This is a genomic window from Faecalibacterium sp. 7 (genome assembly GCF_049562865.1).
Taxonomy (GTDB): Bacteria; Bacillota; Clostridia; order Oscillospirales; family Ruminococcaceae; genus Faecalibacterium; species Faecalibacterium wellingii.
Genome location: NZ_CP186911.1, coordinates 478,763 through 497,222, shown reverse-complemented (window position 1 = coordinate 497,222; position 18,460 = coordinate 478,763). Strand labels below are relative to the sequence as shown.

Genomic DNA, 18,460 nt, shown 5'->3' with positions numbered 1-18,460 from the left:
GAGGCCCCATGACACAGGAAAAGATCGCCCGCATCAACGAGCTGGCAAAAAAGAGCAAGACCACCGGCCTGACCGAGGCCGAAAAGGCAGAGCAGCAGGCCCTGCGCCGCGAGTACATCGATGATATGAAGGCCAGCCTGCGCGCACAGCTGGCCAACACCTCCATTCAGGAGCCGGACGGCACCATCCACAAGGTGACCCTCCGTGCCGACCTTGAGAAGCCCCGCAGCTGAACGCACAATTTTACGCGCACTTTTTTGGAGGAAAACGCAGCTCAAAGCTGCGTTTTCCTCTTTTTTTGCGCGGGAAACTGTGCTATACTATACTAGCATTGGTGCGTGCATGATGCGCCGGTGCGCTTTCCCAAGGTGGCGTATCCCGGGCAAGGTGCACGGAAAAGGCTGTCTTTTGAAAAAATGATAAAGAGGTCATTTATTATGCTTACTGCAATTACGGGTATCAACTGGGGCGATGAAGGCAAGGGCCGCATGGTCGACCTCATCAGCCAGGAGTATGACATCGTTGCACGCTATCAGGGCGGCAACAACGCCGGTCACACGGTGAAGAACGAGCGCGGCAAGTTCGTGCTGAACCTGCTGCCCTCCGGCATCCTGCGCCCCAATGTCGTCTGCGTCATGGGCAACGGCATGGTCATCGACCCGCATCATCTGGACGGCGAGATCAACAAGCTGCGGGAGCAGGGCGTTGAAATCAGCCCGGCAAACCTGAAGATCTCCGACCGTGCAACCATCACCATGCCCTACCATGTGGAGCAGGATGGTCTGGAAGAGGCACGTCTGTCCAAGACCGGCGCACAGTTCGGCTCCACCAAGCGCGGCATCGCCTACGCTTACGGTGATAAGTACATGAAGAAGACCCTGCGCATGGGCGACCTGCTGCATCTGGACGACGCGGTGAAGAAGCGCCTGGTCACCATGGTGGATTCCAAGAATCTGGTGATGGAGGGCAGCTACAACGCCGCTCCCATCAGCGTGGATGAGATGTGGGCATGGCTCGAAAAGTATGCCGCCATCTTCAAGGACTACATCTGCGATGTGGGCCAGTATCTGGCCGATGCCGATGCCGAGGGCAAGAAGGTGCTGTTTGAGGCACAGCTTGGCGCTCTGCGCGACATCGATTTCGGCATCTACCCCTACACCACCTCTTCCAACGTCATCGGTGCCTACGCTCCCATCGGCGCAGGCATCCCGGGCCACAAGCTGCACAACTCCATCGGTGTCATGAAGGCTTACTCCTCCTGCGTGGGCGACGGCCCCTTCGCTGCCGAGCTGGCAATGACCGAAGAGGAAAAGCACGACCTGCGTGAGGCTGGCCACGAGTACGGCGCAGCCACCGGCCGTCCCCGCCGCGTGGGTCCCATCGATCTGGTGGCAAGCCGCTACGGCGTGTTCTGCCAGGGCTGCGATGAAGTTGCCCTGACCCTGCTGGACGTGCTGGACTACATGGAAAAGATCCCCATGGTCACCGCTTATAAGCTGACCGACGGCAGCACCACCACCCGCTTCCCCATGGGTGAAGCTCTGGATACCGCACAGCCCGTGGTGGAGTACCTGCCCGGCTGGCACTGCGATATCACCGCGGCCCGCAAGTGGGAAGACCTGCCCAAGGAAGCACAGGACTACGTGGAATATCTGGAAAAGGCTGTTGGCTGCAAGATCACCTATATCTCGGTGGGTGCCGAGCGTGAGGCTTACATCCATCGCGTCTGATGTTCCCGGCAGCCCCGAATGTTGCAGAAAAGGAAGCGTCACAGATGTTTGATATCATTACCGACAGCGCATGCGACCTGACGCCGGATACGGCCCGGCAGCTTGGTATTGAGGTCGTGCCCTTCTACGTCTCGCTGGACGGCGAGCACTACCGCAAGGAGGGCACCGAGATCGCCGTGCGGGATTTTTACCAGTTTATGGTGGACAACCCCTCGGCCTACCCCAAGACCAGCCTTGCCTCCATCGAGGACTTTGAACAGATCTTCCGTGCCCATGCTGAGGCGGGCCGGGCTGTGCTGTGTCTGGTGTTTACCGGAAAGATGAGCGGCTGCGTGGGCAGCGCCCGCAATGCCCGGGATCTGGTGCTGGAAGATTTTCCCGATGCCCGCATTGAGGTCATTGACAGCGCGGCAGCTACCGTTACCGAGTCCACCATGGTGGAAAACGCCGTGGCCATGCGGGACGCAGGCTGCTCGCTGGACGAGACCGTGACATGGCTGGAAGCAGAGAAGGCCACCAACCAGATCTTCTTCACGGTAGGCAATCTGGACTATCTCATCAAAGGCGGCCGCATCGGCAAGGTGACGGGCCGTGCAGCCAACATGCTGGGCATCAAGCCGATGATCCTGTTCAAGGATGGCGAGATCTTCTCCGGCGGCGTGGCCCGCGGACGTCAGAAGAGCTTTGAAAAAGCGCTGGAACAGCTGATGAACTATCTGGATGCCCACGGCGGCACCCCGGACGACTACCGCATCACCGTAGGCTACGGCTACGATGCCGACGAGGGCAAGCGCCTGTGGATGCAGACGCGTGCGGCTCTGCGTGCAAAGTATCCCGGCGCACAGTGCGAAGTGGGCCTGCTGCAGATCGGCTGCACCATTGCCGTGCACACCGGCCCCTATGCGCTGGGCATGGGCGTGATGCGCCGCTGGAAAAAGCAGGGCTGAACGTAAAGCCTTGACAAATTTATAAAAAGTAACTATACTACAAATAGAAAAGGCACTGCGACAAGCGGTCAGCCCTTTAGGTTTAGGATTCTAAAACGAACCGTCACCGGCCAGGGTGGCGGTTCATCTTTTACCTTTAGAAATCCGAAGCGTGAACGTAAGCCCAAGCAGATGGAATGTAAAAGTAATAGGCATGACTCTCACCTCCTTTCGGAAGCGAGGGCTGAACCGCCTGCCGTTGTATGCAGTGCCTTGCTGCTTACAGAAGCAGCAAGTATAGAGTATCATATCATTCGACAAATTGCAAGGATGCACTGCACGGCTGAAAAGCTGTGTGGTGCTTTTTTTGTTGAAAAATTATGATTTGCAAACTTTTTATGAACCCTATTGACAAAGTGGGGAAACAGGAGTATATTTTTAGCAGTCGAACAGATAGAGTGCTAAAACAAGCAAAACCGGTTCGGCAGGAGGTGCACGAAACCGTGAAACAACTGAAGGATAGCCGCTGCTTCCCGTTTGGCAGCATCTCTGCGCCGGGCTTTTAGCAAACGGCTGTCATGTCCGCTAAAATAAACCTTCCGGTATGAATGGAGGCTTGACTTTATGAATACCAATCAATATACGCAGAAAACGCTGGAAGCTCTGCAGGCAGCGCAGCAGCTGGCTGTGGAGTATCAGCATAACCAGCTGGAACCCGAACATCTGCTGCACGCACTGGCTTCGCAGGAGCAGGGCCTGATCCCGCAGCTGCTGCAAAAGATGAACGTGGACCCCGGCAGCTTTTCTGCCGCCGTGGCCGAAAAGCTTTCGGCTCTGCCCCGGGTGTCCGGCTCCGGCCGTGACCCCGACAAGGTCTATATCTCGCAGGCCACCGATAAGGTGCTCAGCGCCGCAGCCCGCGAGGCAAAGGCCATGAAGGACGACTATGTCAGCGTAGAGCATGTGTTTCTGGGCCTGCTGAATGAGCAGGATCAGAACACGGCAGAGCTGTTCCGTGCCTTTGGCATCACCAAGGATAAGTTCCTGCAGCAGCTCACCGCAGTGCGCGGCAACCAGCGCGTCACCAATGACAACCCGGAGGATACCTACAACGCCCTGCAGAAATACGGTCAGGATCTGGTAGACCTTGCCCGCAAGCAGAAGCTGGATCCCGTCATTGGCCGCGATCAGGAGATCCGCAACGTGATCCGCATCCTGTCCCGTAAGACCAAGAACAACCCCTGCCTGATCGGTGAGCCCGGCGTTGGCAAGACCGCCATTGCAGAGGGCCTTGCACAGCGTATCGTGCGCGGCGATGTGCCCGAAAACCTGAAGGACCGCATCGTGTTCAGTCTGGACATGGGCGCTCTGGTGGCCGGTGCAAAGTACCGCGGCGAGTTCGAGGAGCGCCTGAAGAGCGTGCTGAACGAGGTGAAGAAGAGCGAGGGCAAGATCATCCTCTTCATCGATGAGCTGCACACCATCGTGGGTGCCGGCAAGACCGATGGTGCCATGGACGCAGGCAACCTGCTCAAGCCCATGCTGGCCCGGGGTGAGCTGCACTGCATCGGTGCCACCACGCTGGACGAGTACCGCCAGTATATCGAGAAAGACCCCGCTCTGGAGCGCCGCTTCCAGCCGGTACAGGTGGATGAACCCACCGTGGAGGACACCATCTCCATCCTGCGCGGCCTGAAGGAACGCTACGAGGTGTTCCACGGCGTGAAGATCAACGACAGCGCCCTGATCGCCGCTGCCACCCTTTCCGACCGCTATATCACGGATCGTTTCCTGCCGGATAAGGCCATCGACCTTGTGGATGAAGCCTGCGCCATGATCAAGACCGAGATGGACAGCATGCCCAGCGAGATGGACGATCTGGCCCACCGCATCACCCAGCTGCAGATCGAGCAGGTGAGCCTGAAAAAGGAGACCGATGCCCTGAGCCAGAGCCGCCTGAAGGATCTGGAAAAGGAGCTGGCCGAGCTGCAGGACAAGTTCCGCAGCATGAAGGCAAAGTGGGAGAACGAGAAGAACGCCATCGGCAAGGTGCAATCCCTGCGTGAGCAGATCGAGCAGACCAATGCCGACATTGAAAAGGCTCAGCGTGAGTACGACCTGAACAAGGCCGCTGAGCTGAAATACGGCAAGCTGCCTCAGCTGCAGAAACAGCTGGAAGAGGAAGAGAAGATCGCCGCCGCCAAGAAAGAGGACAGCCTGCTGCGTGACCGCGTGACCGACGAGGAGATCGCCCGCATCGTGGCCCGCTGGACCGGCATCCCGGTGGAGAAACTGGTGGAGGGTGAGCGCGAGAAGCTGCTGCATCTGGACGATGTGCTGCATCAGCGGGTCATCGGTCAGGACGAGGCTGTGACCAAGGTGAGCGAGGCCATCCTGCGCAGTCGCGCCGGTATCGCCAACCCCAACCGCCCCATCGGCAGCTTCCTGTTCCTCGGCCCCACCGGCGTGGGCAAGACTGAGCTGGCCAAGGCACTGGCACAGGCTCTGTTTGACGACGAGCGCAACATGGTGCGAATCGATATGACCGAGTATATGGAGAAGTTCAGCGTCAGCCGTCTGATCGGCGCGCCTCCGGGATACGTCGGTTACGAAGAGGGCGGCCAGCTGACCGAGGCTGTGCGCCGCAAGCCCTACAGTGTGGTGCTGTTCGATGAGGTGGAAAAAGCCCATCCCGATGTGTTCAACATCCTGCTGCAGGTGCTGGACGATGGCCGCATCACCGACAGTCAGGGCCGCACCGTGGACTTCAAGAACACGGTCATCATCCTCACCTCCAATCTGGGCAGCGACATCATCCTGAACGATCTGGAGCAGCGCCGTGCCAACGGCTCCAACGAGCTGAGCGAGGAAGCAAAGCACCAGATCGACCAGCTGCTGAAGAGCAAGTTCCGTCCTGAGTTTTTGAACCGTCTGGATGAGATCGTCTACTACAAGAGCCTGACCAAGGACGAGATGCGCAAGATCGTGGATCTGCAGCTGCAGGATCTGCGCAAGCGCATGGAGGAGGGCAAGCACCTCAAGCTGGAGGTCACCACCGCCGCCAAGGACTTCATCATCGATTCTGCCTACGACAGCGTCTATGGTGCACGTCCCATCAAGCGGTTCATCCAGAGCCGCGTGGAGACCCTGATCGCCAAGGCCATCATTCAGGGCAGCTATACCGAGGGCAACACCCTGACGGTAGACTGCGAGAATGGCGCTTTGACCCTGCGATAACGCGGATTTTACCTGTTTTGTACGGACTTTGCGGCCAGAAAGCTTGCACCACCGTACAGAATATGGTATGATTACAAATAACATTGATGTGCTTTTCATCGCGGAACAGCAACGATGGGGAGCACATTTTTGTATGTAAGAACATTTATCCCAAAACTCTCTCAGGCGCGTTGCGCCAGTGTGCAATATCCCGGGCAGCAGCACCTTCTGCGTGAAAGGGGCAGGCTGCGTGATGCCTGAGAGGGCTCAAACAAAAACAGAAAGTTGAGTGTGATTTCCCTTTTTATGGACGATGGCAGTATTACGCTTTTAGTGGCGTTGATCATTCTGGTGGCATTTTCCGCCTTTTTCTCCGCCTCTGAGACCGCATTTTCTTCCCTGAACCAGATCCGCCTGAAAAGCCGTGCTGAGGATGGCGATTCGGCAGCAGCCCGCGTGCTGGCTATGTCGGAAAAGTACGACAAGCTGCTCTCCACCATCCTCATCGGCAACAATATCGTCAACATTGCCGCAGCATCCATTGGCACAGTGCTGTTCACCCGCCTGCTGGACCCGGAGCGGGGCGCGACGGTGTCCACCATAGTGCTGACCGTGGTGGTGCTGATCTTTGGCGAGGTGACCCCCAAGAGCCTTGCAAAGGAGATGCCGGAGACGGTTGCCACAGCGGTTTCACCCTTTTTGAACCTGCTGCTGATCCTGTTCACCCCGCTGACCTGGCTGTTCACCCAGTGGAAGCGCCTGCTGGGGCATTTCATCCACAGCACCGAGGAGGACACCATCACTGAGGGTGAGCTGATGACCATGGTCAGCGAGGCCGAGAATGACGGCGAGCTGACCGACCGGGAAAGCCAGCTCATCCGCAGCGCCATTGAGTTCGACGATGTGGAGGTGGAGGAGATCCTCACGCCCCGCGTGGATGTGATCGCGGTGGAGGACGACCTCTCGCTGGATGATGTGGCCGATACCTTTGCGGAATCGGGATATTCCCGTCTGCCCGTCTACCACGGCACCATTGACAACATCATTGGTGTGGTACATGAAAAGGACTTTTACCTTGGCCGTCTGCGCAAGGATACCACGCTGGAAGATCTTGTGAAGCCCACCCTTTATACCACCGGCTCCACCCAGATCTCCCAGCTGCTGCGCACCTTGCGCGAGCAGCACCATCACATGGCGGTGGTGGTGGACGAGTATGGCGGCACCGAGGGCATCATCACGCTGGAAGATATTCTGGAAGAGCTGGTAGGCGAGATCTGGGATGAGCACGACGAAGCGACCGAGGACTTCCGCAGGCAGTCGGACGGCAGCTGGATCGTGCTGGGCAGTGCCGGTGTGGACGACCTGTATGAGAGGCTGGGCCTGCCGGAGGATGAAGATATCGATTCCAATACGGTGAACGGTCTGGTGCAGGAAAAAACCTGCCATCTGCCCAAGGTGGGCGACCGGTTCACGCTGGGCGAGTACGACGGTGTCGTTACCCGCACGGCCAAGCGCCGCGTGACTGAAGTGCGTTTGACCCCGGCGGATAAGCCGGAGCCGAAGAAGGACGAAGAGGACAGGCAGCGCTTCAACCGGATCACGAATAAATAAGAAGCTGCTTCCCATAAGCTGCGTGAATAGACGGGGCATTTTGCCCGGTCAGCAGGAACAGCAGCTGAAAGACCAAACGATATAAAAAAGCAAGTGCACACATCTCCATCAAAAACGCTGGTTTTTGAAAAGAGCGCTGCACTTGCTTTTGTTTTTGTGTGCTTACGACCGGAACGATCTCAGGCGGGTGCTTTTTGCGTGGGTGGGGTGGGCTGAACAGAGCAGACCACCGGGGCGTCCGGTGCAAACTGCAGATATTCCCGCGGGGCAAAGCCCAGAAGCCCGGCCAGCGGGGCAAAATGCTTTTGTTTCAGGGTATTGTTGAACCGTGTGACCGAATCGTTGTAGATCAGGCTGCTGGTATAGATCATGCGGTTGTAGCAGTTGGCCGCTTCGATGCAGCGCTGGTAGGTCTTGTCTGCCTTGATGGCTGGGCGGCTCTCGGCCACGGCGGTCACATAGCTCATGGCCTGCGCAAGCCGCTGCTCCTGTTCCAGCACCTGTGCCGGAGTGGAAAGCGCGTGGATGGAAGACGGCGGCAGTACCAGCTGAGCCGAAGGGCCATAGCTCCGGAGCAGTTCCAGAAGCGCTTCCAGTGCGCGGAAGCGGGAGGAAAGCTGCAGGCCGATCTGTTCCATGGCAATTTTGATGTTGTCGTCCAGCTGGCGGAGACGGCGATATATTGCGCCGACCCAGACTGCAAGCAGAAGCAGCAATGGGATGAGTACGTATATCATACAGGAGACCTCCCTTCAAAGAAGTAAAATCGGGCGGCAGTACAGTCGTCTGAGCTTACTATAACACAAAATGTGCGGCAAGGGGGGTACTTGGCATGAACCGCCCATAAAATGCATTGAATCGACCTTTTACAGGGAGATGCGCAGCACAAACTGATCCTGCTGCCGGGCAAAGCTGTACATGCCGCCGTATTGCTCCACAATGGCGCAGATGCTGCGCACGCCAAGGCCGTGGCCGGGCTGGCTGGTGGTGGGAACGCCCTGCGCGTCGAACTGGACCGGGAAAGAGCAGGAGTTTGCGATCTGCACAAACAGCCTGCCATCCTTTTCGTAGGCGGTGGTCTCCACAACAGCGGGCTTTCCGGCCTGCTTCTGGCGCTGCCCGGCGTGCAGGGCGTTTTCCAGCGCGTTGGAAAACAGCACGCACAGGTCGCTGTCCGGCAGCGGCAGAATCAGCGGAATGGCTGCATGGACCCGGAAATCGATGCCATCGTGCTGTGCGCGGGCAGCAAAGGAGGAGAGGATGAGGTTGGCGGCCTCGTTCTCGCAGTAAACATTCACCTTGCTGGCTTCGATCTCGGCACACACACTGTGGATGTACTCCTGTGCGGCTTCCGTGCGGCCGTTCTCGATGCAGGCAGAAAGATACTGCAGATGATGGCGCAGGTCGTGGCGGTAGGTGCTGGCCTTGCGCTGGCTCTCCCGCATGGCTTCGATCTCACGCACGGCCTGAGCCACCTGCAGGTTCAGGCTGTTCCGGGTCTGTTCCAGCTGGCTGCGCAGCTGCTGCTCCTGTGTAGTGTGCAGCACAAAGCCCAGATAGGCCAGACTGCACACAAAGGGCATGAACTCCACAGCCGCCTGGTTGCCGCTGGAAAGCAGATCGGTGTAGATGCGGGTAAAGTAGTCAAAGAGATAGCTCAGCAGCGGGATCATACCGAATTGCAGCTGCAGCAAAAGCGGGGAGCGGGACAGCGCCCGCACCGACGGTGCGATCCAGCGGATCAGCACCAGAAGGATCGGCAGGGTGACGATCAGCTCGGTGGCGTCCTGCAGCGTGGTGCCGCCTGCCGGGAACAGCGCAATGACCAGCAGCGCGGCCCAGCGCCGCAGCTGGCAGCACAGGTAAGCCGTCAGTACGGATACCAGCGGCCATAGCGCACGGCGGGTCATGGCGGCCAGCAGCAGCCACAGCGGCAGATGGGTGATGAGCGGATAGAGATACCGGGCAAGGCCGGTGCCCCAGCGCAGGCTGACCACGCCCTGCAGCGCCAGCATCAGGATGGTGCATCCCACAAGCAGGAGTTTGTGGCAGCGGGTCCATTCGATCTCACAGAAGGCGGCAGACAGCACGATGCCGAAAATGCCTACTGCGGCAAGGTTGCACAGAGAAAGAGCTTCCGTCAGGAGGCTGCTCACAGCATCACCTGCTTTCGGCGGAAGGCGTATTCCAGATACTGCCGGCGGATGTCGGAGGATTTGCCGTGGGGAATGGGGATCTGCACCAGATTGGTCAGGGTGACGGCCCGGCTGGAAATGTTCTGGACATATTCCATGTTGACAAGGAATGAGCGGTGCGGGCGCAGAAAGATCTCATAGGGGGCCAGCTGCCGGGCCAGATCGTCCATGCTGCCGGTGCTCTCCAGAACGCCGCCGTCTGAAAGGTGGAACAGCAGGGTGCGGCCCAGCACCTCGCAGTACAGCAGCCGATCCAGCTCGATGCGGGAAATGCCGGTCTTGCACCGCAGCACCAGACTGCGCTGGTCGGCCCGGCAGCACTCGGCAATGACCGAGTCGGTCAGTCGGAAGAAGCTTTCCTCCCAGATGGGCTTGAGCTGATAGAAGTAAGCACCCACCATATAGGATTCCACCGCAAACTCGGTGGAAGAGGTGAGAAAGATGATCTCGACTGCGGTGTCGTACTGGCGGATCTCCTTGGCGACGGTGATGCCGTTTTCAGCCGGCATGATGACATCCAGAAACAGGATATCATACCGCACGCCCTTTTCGATCTCGGCCAGCAGATCCAGCGGACTGCGGAACGCTGTGCACTGGATCTGGATGCAGCGCTGAGTGCGGTATTTTTCCAGCAGGGCAGACAGCTGATCCAGAACAGTCTGGTCGTCGTCGCAGAATGCGATTTGGATCATAGCGGTTTCCACATCCTTTGTTCGTGTTGGCCGGGCACTTACAGCTGGGCTTTGCCCATGCAGTAGGTCTGCAGCACATCGTAGTTGTCGTCCAGCACCACAAGGTCGGCGTCCTTGCCCACCTGAATGGAACCCTTGCGGTCATCCAGATGCAGGCAGCGGGCCGGGTTGATGGTGCAGGCGTTCAGCGCGTAGTTGAAGGGCACCATGGCTTCTTCCACGAGGATGCGCAGGCCCTTGTTGATGTTCAGGGTGGAACCGGCCAGCGTGCCGTTGTCCAGATGCGCGCTGCCGTCCGGGTAGATGGTGATATGGTTGCCGCCAAAGATATACTCACTGCCGATGGGGGTGCCCTTTGCCATCAGTGCGTCCGAGATCATGATGGCGTAGTCCGGGCCCTTGCTCATAAAGTAGTTGTTCAGGGCAGCCGGGGTGGAGTGGCAGCCGTCGCAGATGATCTCGCCGTACATGGTGCGGATGCGGTAGGCTGCGCCCACCAGACCGTTTGCACGGTGGGCAAAGGGGGACATGCCGTTGTAGACGTGGGTCATGGAGCGGGCACCGTTGGCCCATGCCATCACAGCCTGCTCGTAGGTGGCGGCGCTGTGGCCGATGCTGACCACCACGCCGTGCTCGGTCAGGTAATGGGTCAGGGCAAAGCCTTCGTCGTGCTCAGGTGCAAGGGTCACATAACGGATGTGGCCGCGGGCGGCCTCCTGATAGTGCTTGAACTGCTCCACGCTGGGCTTTGCAATGTACTCCGGCGGCTGTGCGCCCTTGTACTTCATGTCGAGGTAGGGACCCTCAAAGTGGATGCCAAGGATCTCGGCACCCTCGTAGCCGCCCTCCATCACGTCGGCCACATTGGCCACGGCATTGGTCAGCACCTCCACGCTCTGGGTGACGGTAGTGGCCAGAAAGCTGGTCACGCCCTCGGAGACGATATGCTTGGCCCAGTAGCGCAGGCCCTCCGGCTTTGCGTCGTTGGTGTCGAACTCATAGGCACCATGGCAGTGGATATCCATAAAACCGGGAACGATGCGCTTGGAGCCGTAGTCCACATCGGCCTGCTTTTCCCCATAGGGGAAGATGCCGGTGATCCGGCCCTGCTCCAGCTCCAATGCAGCCGGCACAAACTGGTCGGCAAGCCATACCTTCTTGCTCTGGATGATCATACGCTTAACCCTCCGTACTATTCATCATAAAATCTGCATCTGCTGCGCAGCAAAAGCGCAGTCTGTCCACCCAAAATTATAACATTTTCTGGTGAAAATAACCAGTGTTACAGCGGCTTTTCAAAAAAATACAGCAGGACCCCCGGCAGAATGCAATGCTCTGCCGGGGGTCCTGCTGCTTTATGAAAGATCAGTCCTTCTTCTCTGCGGTGCGGGCAAAGAAGTTGGCGAGGATGGCACCGGAAATGTTATGCCACACCGAGAACACAGCGCCGGGGATGGTCGCCAGCGGATACTGTGCAAAGTGGGCAGCGGCCAGAGAGGTGGCAAGGCCCGAGTTCTGCATACCGACCTCGATGGAAATTGCACGGCACTTGGTGGAATCCAGCTTCAGCAGCTTGCCCACGCCAAAGCCGGTGAGGTAGCCCAGCAGGTTGTGCAGGATGACCACAGCAAGGATCAGCAGGCCGCTGGTCATGATCTTGGCGGAGTTTGCGGACACAACGGCGCAGATGATGAGCACGATGGCAGTGGTGGAGACCAGCGGCAGCACGCGGACGGCGTTCTGGGTAAAGGCATGGAAGAAGTGGTTGACCACAAAGCCCAGTGCGATGGGCACCAGCACCACCTTGACGATGGACAGGAACATGTTCATGGGGTTCACATCCACACGCTGACCGGCATACAGCAGGGTGAGCAGCGGGGTAAGGAATGGAGCCAGCACGGTGGAAACGGCGGTCATGCCAACGGACAGTGCAACGTCACCCTTGGACAGATAGGTCATCACGTTGGAGGAGGTGCCGCCGGGGCAGGTGCCCACGAGGATGACGCCGATGGCCAGCTCGGTGGGCAGGTGGAACACCTGGGTCAGTGCCCATGCCAGAAAGGGCATCAGGGTGAACTGTGCAATGCAGCCGATGACGACGTCCTTCGGGCGGCTGAACACCACCTTGAAGTCCTCCGGCTTCAGGGTAAGGCCCATGCCGAACATGACGATGCCCAGCAGGGTGTTGACCCATGCGGTCTTGACCACGCTGAAGGTACCCGGGAAGAACAGGGCCAGTGCCGCCACCACGATGACGATGGCGGCCATGTACTTGCCCACAAAGTCGCTTACTTTTTCCAGTGTTTTCATGATGAACTCTCCTTTTTTCTGAACACTTTATTTTTGCGGATGCAAAGACGATGAAACATCCGGAAAATGGCTTTCCCGCAAATAAAAACGCCTTTGCCCCTTACGGTTCGTAAGAGACAAAGGCGTAAAAATTCCTCTGCGGTACCACTCTTATTGCCGGTGCAAAGCCCGGCCCCTCAGTGCGCATCCAACAATGCGCGGCCCGTGATAACGGGGGCCTGCCGTTCCCGCTTACTGGGGCGCAGATGCTGCCCATTCAGCCGGAAAGCTCGGAGAGGATCTTCCCACGGACGCCCTGCACTGCCTTGCACCATCCGGCAGCTCTCTGCGGCATTCTTTCCGGGTACTCTTTCTCGTCATAGCCGAATATTTCACTGCCCCGCAGTATACTCTTCCGCAAGGGCAAAGTCAAGGGATGGGGCCCGTCGGATTTTTCATCTGGTTTGCATCAGGGATGAAAGCGGTTCAGGCAAGAGCTGCGATCTTATCGTACAGCTTTTTCTGGCTGTCGGTCAGGGTGGGCAGCACGCCGCCGATCATGGCGTCGGCAAACTCCTGCGTATCCACCTCAACGTACTCCATGCCCTTTTCCTGTATTTCGTTGTAATATTTTTCCTCGTTGTCCAGGAACAGCTGATGCTCGGCGGCCTGTGCGGCGGCGGCACCGTCCATCACCACCTGCTGCAGTTCGGCGGGCAGGGCATCGAACTGGGCCTTGCCCATGGCCACATACACCCATGCACGCAGGTGTGCAGTGAGGATGAGATACTTCTGCACCTCAAAGAAGCTCTTGGTGTAGATCATGGCCAGCGGGTTCTCCTGTGCCTCAATGGTGCCCTGCTGCAAAGAGGTGAACACCTCGGCCAAAGCCATCGGGGTGGGTTTGGCGCCCAATGCTTCAAAGGCGGACACGGTCATGGCGGCGGCTGGGGTGCGGATGACCAGATTGTTGCAGTCGGCCACGCAGGTGATCTTGCGGTTGGAGGTGATGTAGCGCGGGCCGCGGGTGTAGTAGGCAAGGCACTTCATGCCTGCGGCTTCCATCAGGTCCTCCAGCTCCTGCCCGACTTCGCCGTTGAGCACCTTATCCATGTGCTCATCGCTCTGGATGAGGTACGGCATACCGATCATGCCCAGATCCGGCTCGTAGGTCTGCATGGTCTCGCCGGTAAAGGTGATATCACAGCCGCCCTGCGAGAGGATGGACTGGATGATGTCCACCTCGGGGCCCAGCTGGCCGTTGGGGAAGATCTCGACCTCGATCTGGCCGTTTGATTTTTCCTGCACATACTTCTGGAACTCCACAGCACCCAGATGCATGGAGTCGGTCTCGTCCTGCTGATGCGCAATGGTGATCTTGTAGGAGGCATTGCCCGCAGCGGAAGAAGCGGCAGGGGATGCGGTGGAGCTTGCTGCTGTGCTGCTGGAGGAACCGCCGCAGGCGGCCAGACCCATTGCCAGAGCTGAAATACCAGTGATCTGCATGAAGTTGCGACGGCTGATCTTGTGAATACGCATGGTGTTTCTCCTTTTCTGCTTGTCGGATTTTTTGCTTGTAAGCGTTCTTTTTGCTTGCTTCGTTCGGGTTGGTGTTCCGGCTTTGCGTCAGGCCCGGCCCCCACGCCGGGCGGTGATCTTACTTTGACGGGATGACCGTCTCTTTAATGATATATTAGTTCATTTCAATAGATTCGTCAATAGAAAACACATATTCTCTCAAACCGAATATTTTCTGCGAAAATAGAGCATAATGCACAAAAATAAGCCTTTTTTCACGGAGTCAAAGACTGATTTTCTTGGAAGATTCACGGCATTAACTGATATATTGAATGCAATCCATTGACAGATGCGAGTTTCTGCTTTTGCTTCGGAACTGCTTAAAAAGCGTGGATTCGCACTTTTTATATCGTGAAGCAAAAAAGACCCGCCAGCGGATACAGCTCTGCTGACGGGTCTTGACCTGTTATGATATATCACTCGAAGAAATCCGGGAACTTTTCCAGCAGCTGCTGGAATCCATCGCGGAAATGCCCCAGATGTTCCTCCATCTCCTGACGGATATCCACCGTGGGCGGAATGCCAAGCATGAGGTAGTTGTAAAAGCGGCGGTGCTCTTCCACCACACGGTTCTCATCCTGTCGGATGACCGCATTGGTCATGTAGCGCACCCGGTCGTAGTGCGAGGTGACGTTGTGCACAGCCTGCCATGCGCGGTCGTAACCGCCATAGTGGTACAGCAGCTGATGAAAGTCGTTGTCCAGCGAGACGAACTCCTGCCCGGGGGTCTCATAGTTGCCGCTGTTGGCCACTTTGGCCTGCGCCTCGATGCAGGCGGCAAACGGCTTGAGCTGCTGCATGGTCAGACGGCCCGCCAGCTGCTGCATGATGCTGGCTTCCAGCATCAGCCGCATATTGAAGCCCTCGCGCAGGTAGTCCACGCGGATCATGGAAACGCTGCTGCCGCGCTGGGCCTGCACATCCACGAGCCACTCGTTCTTGAGCATCATCACAGCCTCATGCACTGGGGTACGGCTCATTTCCAGCTTTTCGCTCAGTTCTGCCTCGCTCAGGGTCTGGCCCGGCGCGAACTGCAGCGTGATGATGTTCTGCCGCAGCACGCGGTAGGCATATTCACGGTTGTTCTCGCCCTCCAGCCGCGGGCTGATGAGCAGCGGCAGGCTGCTGTTTTCCTTGGTCGGCATAGGCATCTCTCCGAAAACGGTTTCTCAGTCCAGCAGTTGGTGGACCAGCGGCTCCAGTGCCCGGGCCAGCGCTGCGTGGTTTGCGGCGTCCATGTGGATGGAGTCCTCGTCGCAGGGGCCCGCCACGGCGGCGGCGTCAAAGAATGCACAGCCCGCCTGTTCTGCTGCACGCCGTATCTCTGCGGCAAGACCTTTGGAAATCTCAATGGCTTCCGGCTGGAAGCTGCCGAAGGGGCTGTGTGCCACATCCGGCCCGATATGGATGGGCGAGACCACCAGCACCTTCGGGGCAGAATAATTGGGCGCATAGGGATAGGTCTGGATCAGGTGCAGCAGCTGGGCCACTCCCTGCCCGATGCTCCAGGCATTGTTCTGGAAGTAGTGCTTCATATCGTTGGTGCCCAGCATCAGGATGACCAGATCCAGCGGGTTGTGGCTGGCAAGGCACACCGGCAGACTGGTGCGGCCATTGCGGCCCAGATCGATGGGGTCTTCAAACACAGTGGTGCGGCCGCCGCAGCCCTCCTCAATGACCCGGTACGCCGGGCCAAGGGCCAGCTGCAGCCGCCCGGTCCAGCGCACGTCATAAGGGTGGCGTCCGCCGTGCAGGGTAAAGCCGAAGGTGTTGCTATCGCCATAGCACAGGATATTTTTCATGCTCACAGTCTTCCTTTCCATTGCGTGCACAGCGTTTTGCGCCTGTTTTGGGGAGACAGGCCGGGCTTGCAGTGCAGCCGCTGCTGTGCAGGTGCCGGAAACCGGAAACAACAAAAGAACCGCTTAGAATGATTTTATTATACTCTGCGCCGCCGGGAAACACAACAGTTTTTTCAAAGCTTTTCCCGGCATACAAAATGGACGGCTGCTTTTGTTCAGGCAGCCGTCCACAATGAGAGATGCTTCGCGCAGGGCCTCAGCTCCGGTATTCCGCCGGCAGCTGATCCATAGTCTGCCACTTGTCCATGGCCTCTTCCAGCTTCATGCCCTTGGCCACTGCATCGCGGCGGCAGGCGTTGACCGCCTGGATCTCCTTCATCTTGGCACCGGTCAGGGTGTAGCCCTTCATGGCGATGAGGGTAGCCGCCCATGCCACCATGGGGATGATGCAGAACAGCACGATGACCACCCAGTTCATGCCCGGGGTGTAAGGATCATACTGGGTGGGCAGGCTCTGCAGGCCCACAAAGCTGACCGCAATGCCCACCACGGTGGCGGACAGGCTGGACACCAGCTTGTCCACCAGACTGAACAGGGTGCCCATGATGCCGGGGATATACTTGCCGCTGCGGTAGGTCTCGTAGTCGGAGCAGTCGGCAACCATGGGGATGGGCATATCGGCAGTGGCGTAGTAGGCACCGTAGCCGATGCCGAAGAAGGCGATGAACAGGATGGTGTACAGGTTGATGGAAAGGCCGTTCTCGCCCAGAATGGACAGGGTAAAGGCATCGCCGCGGCCCCAGAGCAGCAGCAGCACCAGCACGCCCACATAGCACACCAGTGCCACGCTGACGTACTTCATCAGGCTGGCCTTCTGGCCTTCCTTCTGGCTGGTGCGGACGGTGAGCAGGAAGAAGGGCACGCTGCACACATAGCATCCACAGAGAAGCTGCGCAGGCCCACCCGGGTGGTCACTTCGTCCACCGGCTGGCCGTCCTGCAGCAGACGAACCACGCAGGTGTACAGGTAGGGGTCTTTGACGCCATTCCACAGGTGGGGAGCATCCAGATGGAGGGAAGCATTTTCGCCTTCGCCCTTTGCAACGGTGCGGCCCTCGGCGTCCAGCAGCTCCACCGTCACGGTGCCGCTGCCTTCCACCAGCGTTTCCACCCGGATGTCGGCGCTGTTCTCCTGCAGGGCCGGGGTGATCTTCACGCCGGTATCGCCAAAGTGTCCCAGTGCGATGTGGTTCTTGTTCACCACCAGCAGGCTCACATCCCGGTAGATGCCGCCGTAGAAGGTGAAGTCCGCTTTCTGGGGGTAAACGCGGTCGTTGACGCTGTTGTCCACCCGCACCGTGAGCTGGTTTTCTGCCTGCAGCAGTTCCGTGACCTCTGCCCGGAAGGTGGAGTAGCCGCCGTCATGGGTGCAGAGCTGCTGACCGTTCAGCAGTACGGCGGCACTGGCGTTGATGCCCTCGAACTGCAGCCATACCTGTTGCTGTGCCGGGTCGTACACCGGTGCTGCAAAGCAGGTGCAGTAGGTGCAGCAGCCCCGCCAGTAATCGTTGCCGCCGTCCTGACCGTCCCGGGCGTTCCATGTATGGGGCAGCTCTACGGCGGTGGTAACGCCGTTCGGGCCGGTGAACTGCCAGTCCTTCATGAGCTTTGCAATACTACGCATCCGATTCCCCCTGTTTTTGCTGTGGTACAGTGATTTTTTGTTGCTTTCTGTTCTTTGTCATTATTTTATCAGAGTGACCGTATTTCGCAAGATGCGTGCGAAAATCGGTCGTTTTGCGTGCGCATTCGGTTTTGGACTGCCAAATGTGAACTAATATATTTGTAAGTTTTTTACAAGCAGATGTATCCAACAAGCTGCAAAAAGAAAACCGCCGCAGTCCTTCCGTTTCCGGAACTTCTGCGGCGGCTGCCGTTTTCTTAACTTATTTTTGCAGCGGAAAGATGATCTTTTCCGAAATTTCGGCGTAATGGTTGCGCAGATCCCGGGAAGGGCGAACGAACGTCTGCATCATACGGGACACCTCCTGTCAGGAATATTGTATCACAAAATGACTACGGACGCGAGGCTGATGATTCCTGTTAGGGCGTGCGGAGCCCCAAACCCTGCTAAGAACGAGTACGGCAAACTGGAATTATCTTACTTCTTGTCATTGAAATAGATGATAAAAGCACCCATTACTGCAATAGCAAAGAGCAATCCAAACTCAACCCAATTACCTAAAAGTTCAAGTCCTACGACCATACCTAAATAACCAACAATCAATGTAACGATTGCTGCCAAAATCGCTTTACCCATATAATCACACTCCTCTGTCAAACTCCGATTTGCTGAACTAAGCCGAGTATACCATACGCTGTTAAAATTAGCAAAAGGCAGGATACCATCACCACGATGATA

At 57.8% G+C, this 18,460-nt stretch carries 16 protein-coding genes and 1 other annotated feature; of the genes, 5 read left to right on the top strand and 11 right to left on the bottom strand.

Annotation, left to right across the window (positions count from 1 at the left end):
* The first annotated feature begins 8 nt into the window (after window positions 1-8).
* The 5 genes from ACKXF7_RS02560 to ACKXF7_RS02540 all read left to right on the top strand — a co-directional run bounded on the left by ACKXF7_RS02560 (window position 9) and on the right by ACKXF7_RS02540 (window position 7,483).
* Window positions 9-233, top strand: coding sequence for a DUF896 domain-containing protein (locus ACKXF7_RS02560; RefSeq protein ID WP_154260758.1), 225 nt, complete (start codon window positions 9-11; stop codon window positions 231-233).
* Window positions 234-437: 204 nt separating this feature from the next.
* Window positions 438-1,730 (top strand): adenylosuccinate synthase, encoded by a 1,293-nt coding sequence (locus tag ACKXF7_RS02555; protein ID WP_418265408.1) that lies wholly within the window; start codon window positions 438-440, stop codon window positions 1,728-1,730.
* 44 nt (window positions 1,731-1,774) lie between these two features.
* Window positions 1,775-2,677, top strand: coding sequence for a DegV family protein (locus ACKXF7_RS02550; RefSeq protein WP_423742046.1), 903 nt, complete (start codon window positions 1,775-1,777; stop codon window positions 2,675-2,677).
* 603 nt (window positions 2,678-3,280) lie between these two features.
* The gene (clpB, locus tag ACKXF7_RS02545; protein WP_339395423.1) at window positions 3,281-5,893 is read left to right on the top strand and encodes an ATP-dependent chaperone ClpB; all 2,613 of its coding nucleotides are present in this window, start codon (window positions 3,281-3,283) and stop codon (window positions 5,891-5,893) included.
* A 285-nt stretch (window positions 5,894-6,178) separates the two neighbouring features.
* Window positions 6,179-7,483: an HlyC/CorC family transporter gene (locus ACKXF7_RS02540; RefSeq protein ID WP_423742045.1), complete on the top strand. Its 1,305-nt coding sequence runs from the start codon at window positions 6,179-6,181 to the stop codon at window positions 7,481-7,483.
* Window positions 7,484-7,662: 179 nt separating this feature from the next.
* Here ACKXF7_RS02540 and ACKXF7_RS02535 read toward each other — a convergent pair whose 3' ends face one another.
* From ACKXF7_RS02535 to ACKXF7_RS02485, 11 genes are all read right to left on the bottom strand, one after another.
* On the bottom strand, window positions 7,663-8,220 hold the full coding sequence (locus ACKXF7_RS02535; protein ID WP_423742044.1) for a LemA family protein: 558 nt from the start codon (window positions 8,218-8,220) through the stop codon (window positions 7,663-7,665).
* Window positions 8,221-8,349: 129 nt separating this feature from the next.
* Complete coding sequence (locus ACKXF7_RS02530) at window positions 8,350-9,639, bottom strand: sensor histidine kinase (protein ID WP_423742043.1); 1,290 nt, start codon at window positions 9,637-9,639, stop codon at window positions 8,350-8,352.
* Window positions 9,636-10,370: a LytR/AlgR family response regulator transcription factor gene (locus ACKXF7_RS02525; RefSeq protein ID WP_423742042.1), complete on the bottom strand. Its 735-nt coding sequence runs from the start codon at window positions 10,368-10,370 to the stop codon at window positions 9,636-9,638. Before ACKXF7_RS02525 ends, ACKXF7_RS02530 begins: the two co-directional genes overlap by 4 nt.
* Window positions 10,371-10,408: 38 nt before the next feature.
* Window positions 10,409-11,545, bottom strand: a complete 1,137-nt coding sequence (gene nagA / locus ACKXF7_RS02520; RefSeq protein WP_249237945.1) for an N-acetylglucosamine-6-phosphate deacetylase — start codon at window positions 11,543-11,545, stop codon at window positions 10,409-10,411.
* A 190-nt stretch (window positions 11,546-11,735) separates the two neighbouring features.
* Complete coding sequence (locus tag ACKXF7_RS02515; RefSeq protein ID WP_249237946.1) at window positions 11,736-12,680, bottom strand: bile acid:sodium symporter family protein; 945 nt, start codon at window positions 12,678-12,680, stop codon at window positions 11,736-11,738.
* A 109-nt stretch (window positions 12,681-12,789) separates the two neighbouring features.
* Window positions 12,790-13,049: a binding site (T-box leader), on the bottom strand.
* Window positions 13,050-13,145: 96 nt separating this feature from the next.
* Entirely contained in the window at window positions 13,146-14,198 is a 1,053-nt protein-coding gene (locus ACKXF7_RS02510; protein ID WP_423742041.1) for a DctP family TRAP transporter solute-binding subunit, read from the bottom strand.
* Between the two features lie 455 nt (window positions 14,199-14,653).
* Window positions 14,654-15,382, bottom strand: a complete 729-nt coding sequence (locus tag ACKXF7_RS02505) for a GntR family transcriptional regulator (protein WP_339395429.1) — start codon at window positions 15,380-15,382, stop codon at window positions 14,654-14,656.
* 24 nt (window positions 15,383-15,406) lie between these two features.
* Window positions 15,407-16,039 carry an SGNH/GDSL hydrolase family protein gene (locus ACKXF7_RS02500; RefSeq protein WP_339395430.1) on the bottom strand — a complete coding sequence of 211 codons (633 nt, stop codon included), beginning with the start codon at window positions 16,037-16,039 and terminating at the stop codon, window positions 15,407-15,409.
* A 256-nt stretch (window positions 16,040-16,295) separates the two neighbouring features.
* On the bottom strand, window positions 16,296-16,961 hold the full coding sequence (locus tag ACKXF7_RS02495; protein ID WP_423742040.1) for an MFS transporter: 666 nt from the start codon (window positions 16,959-16,961) through the stop codon (window positions 16,296-16,298).
* Window positions 16,901-17,722, bottom strand: coding sequence for a glycoside hydrolase family 2 protein (locus ACKXF7_RS02490; protein ID WP_423742039.1), 822 nt, complete (start codon window positions 17,720-17,722; stop codon window positions 16,901-16,903). The genes ACKXF7_RS02495 and ACKXF7_RS02490 overlap by 61 nt, the downstream gene beginning before the upstream one ends.
* 477 nt (window positions 17,723-18,199) lie before the next feature.
* Window positions 18,200-18,358: a binding-protein-dependent transport permease gene (locus ACKXF7_RS02485; RefSeq protein ID WP_423742038.1), complete on the bottom strand. Its 159-nt coding sequence runs from the start codon at window positions 18,356-18,358 to the stop codon at window positions 18,200-18,202.
* Window positions 18,359-18,460: the final 102 nt, after the last annotated feature.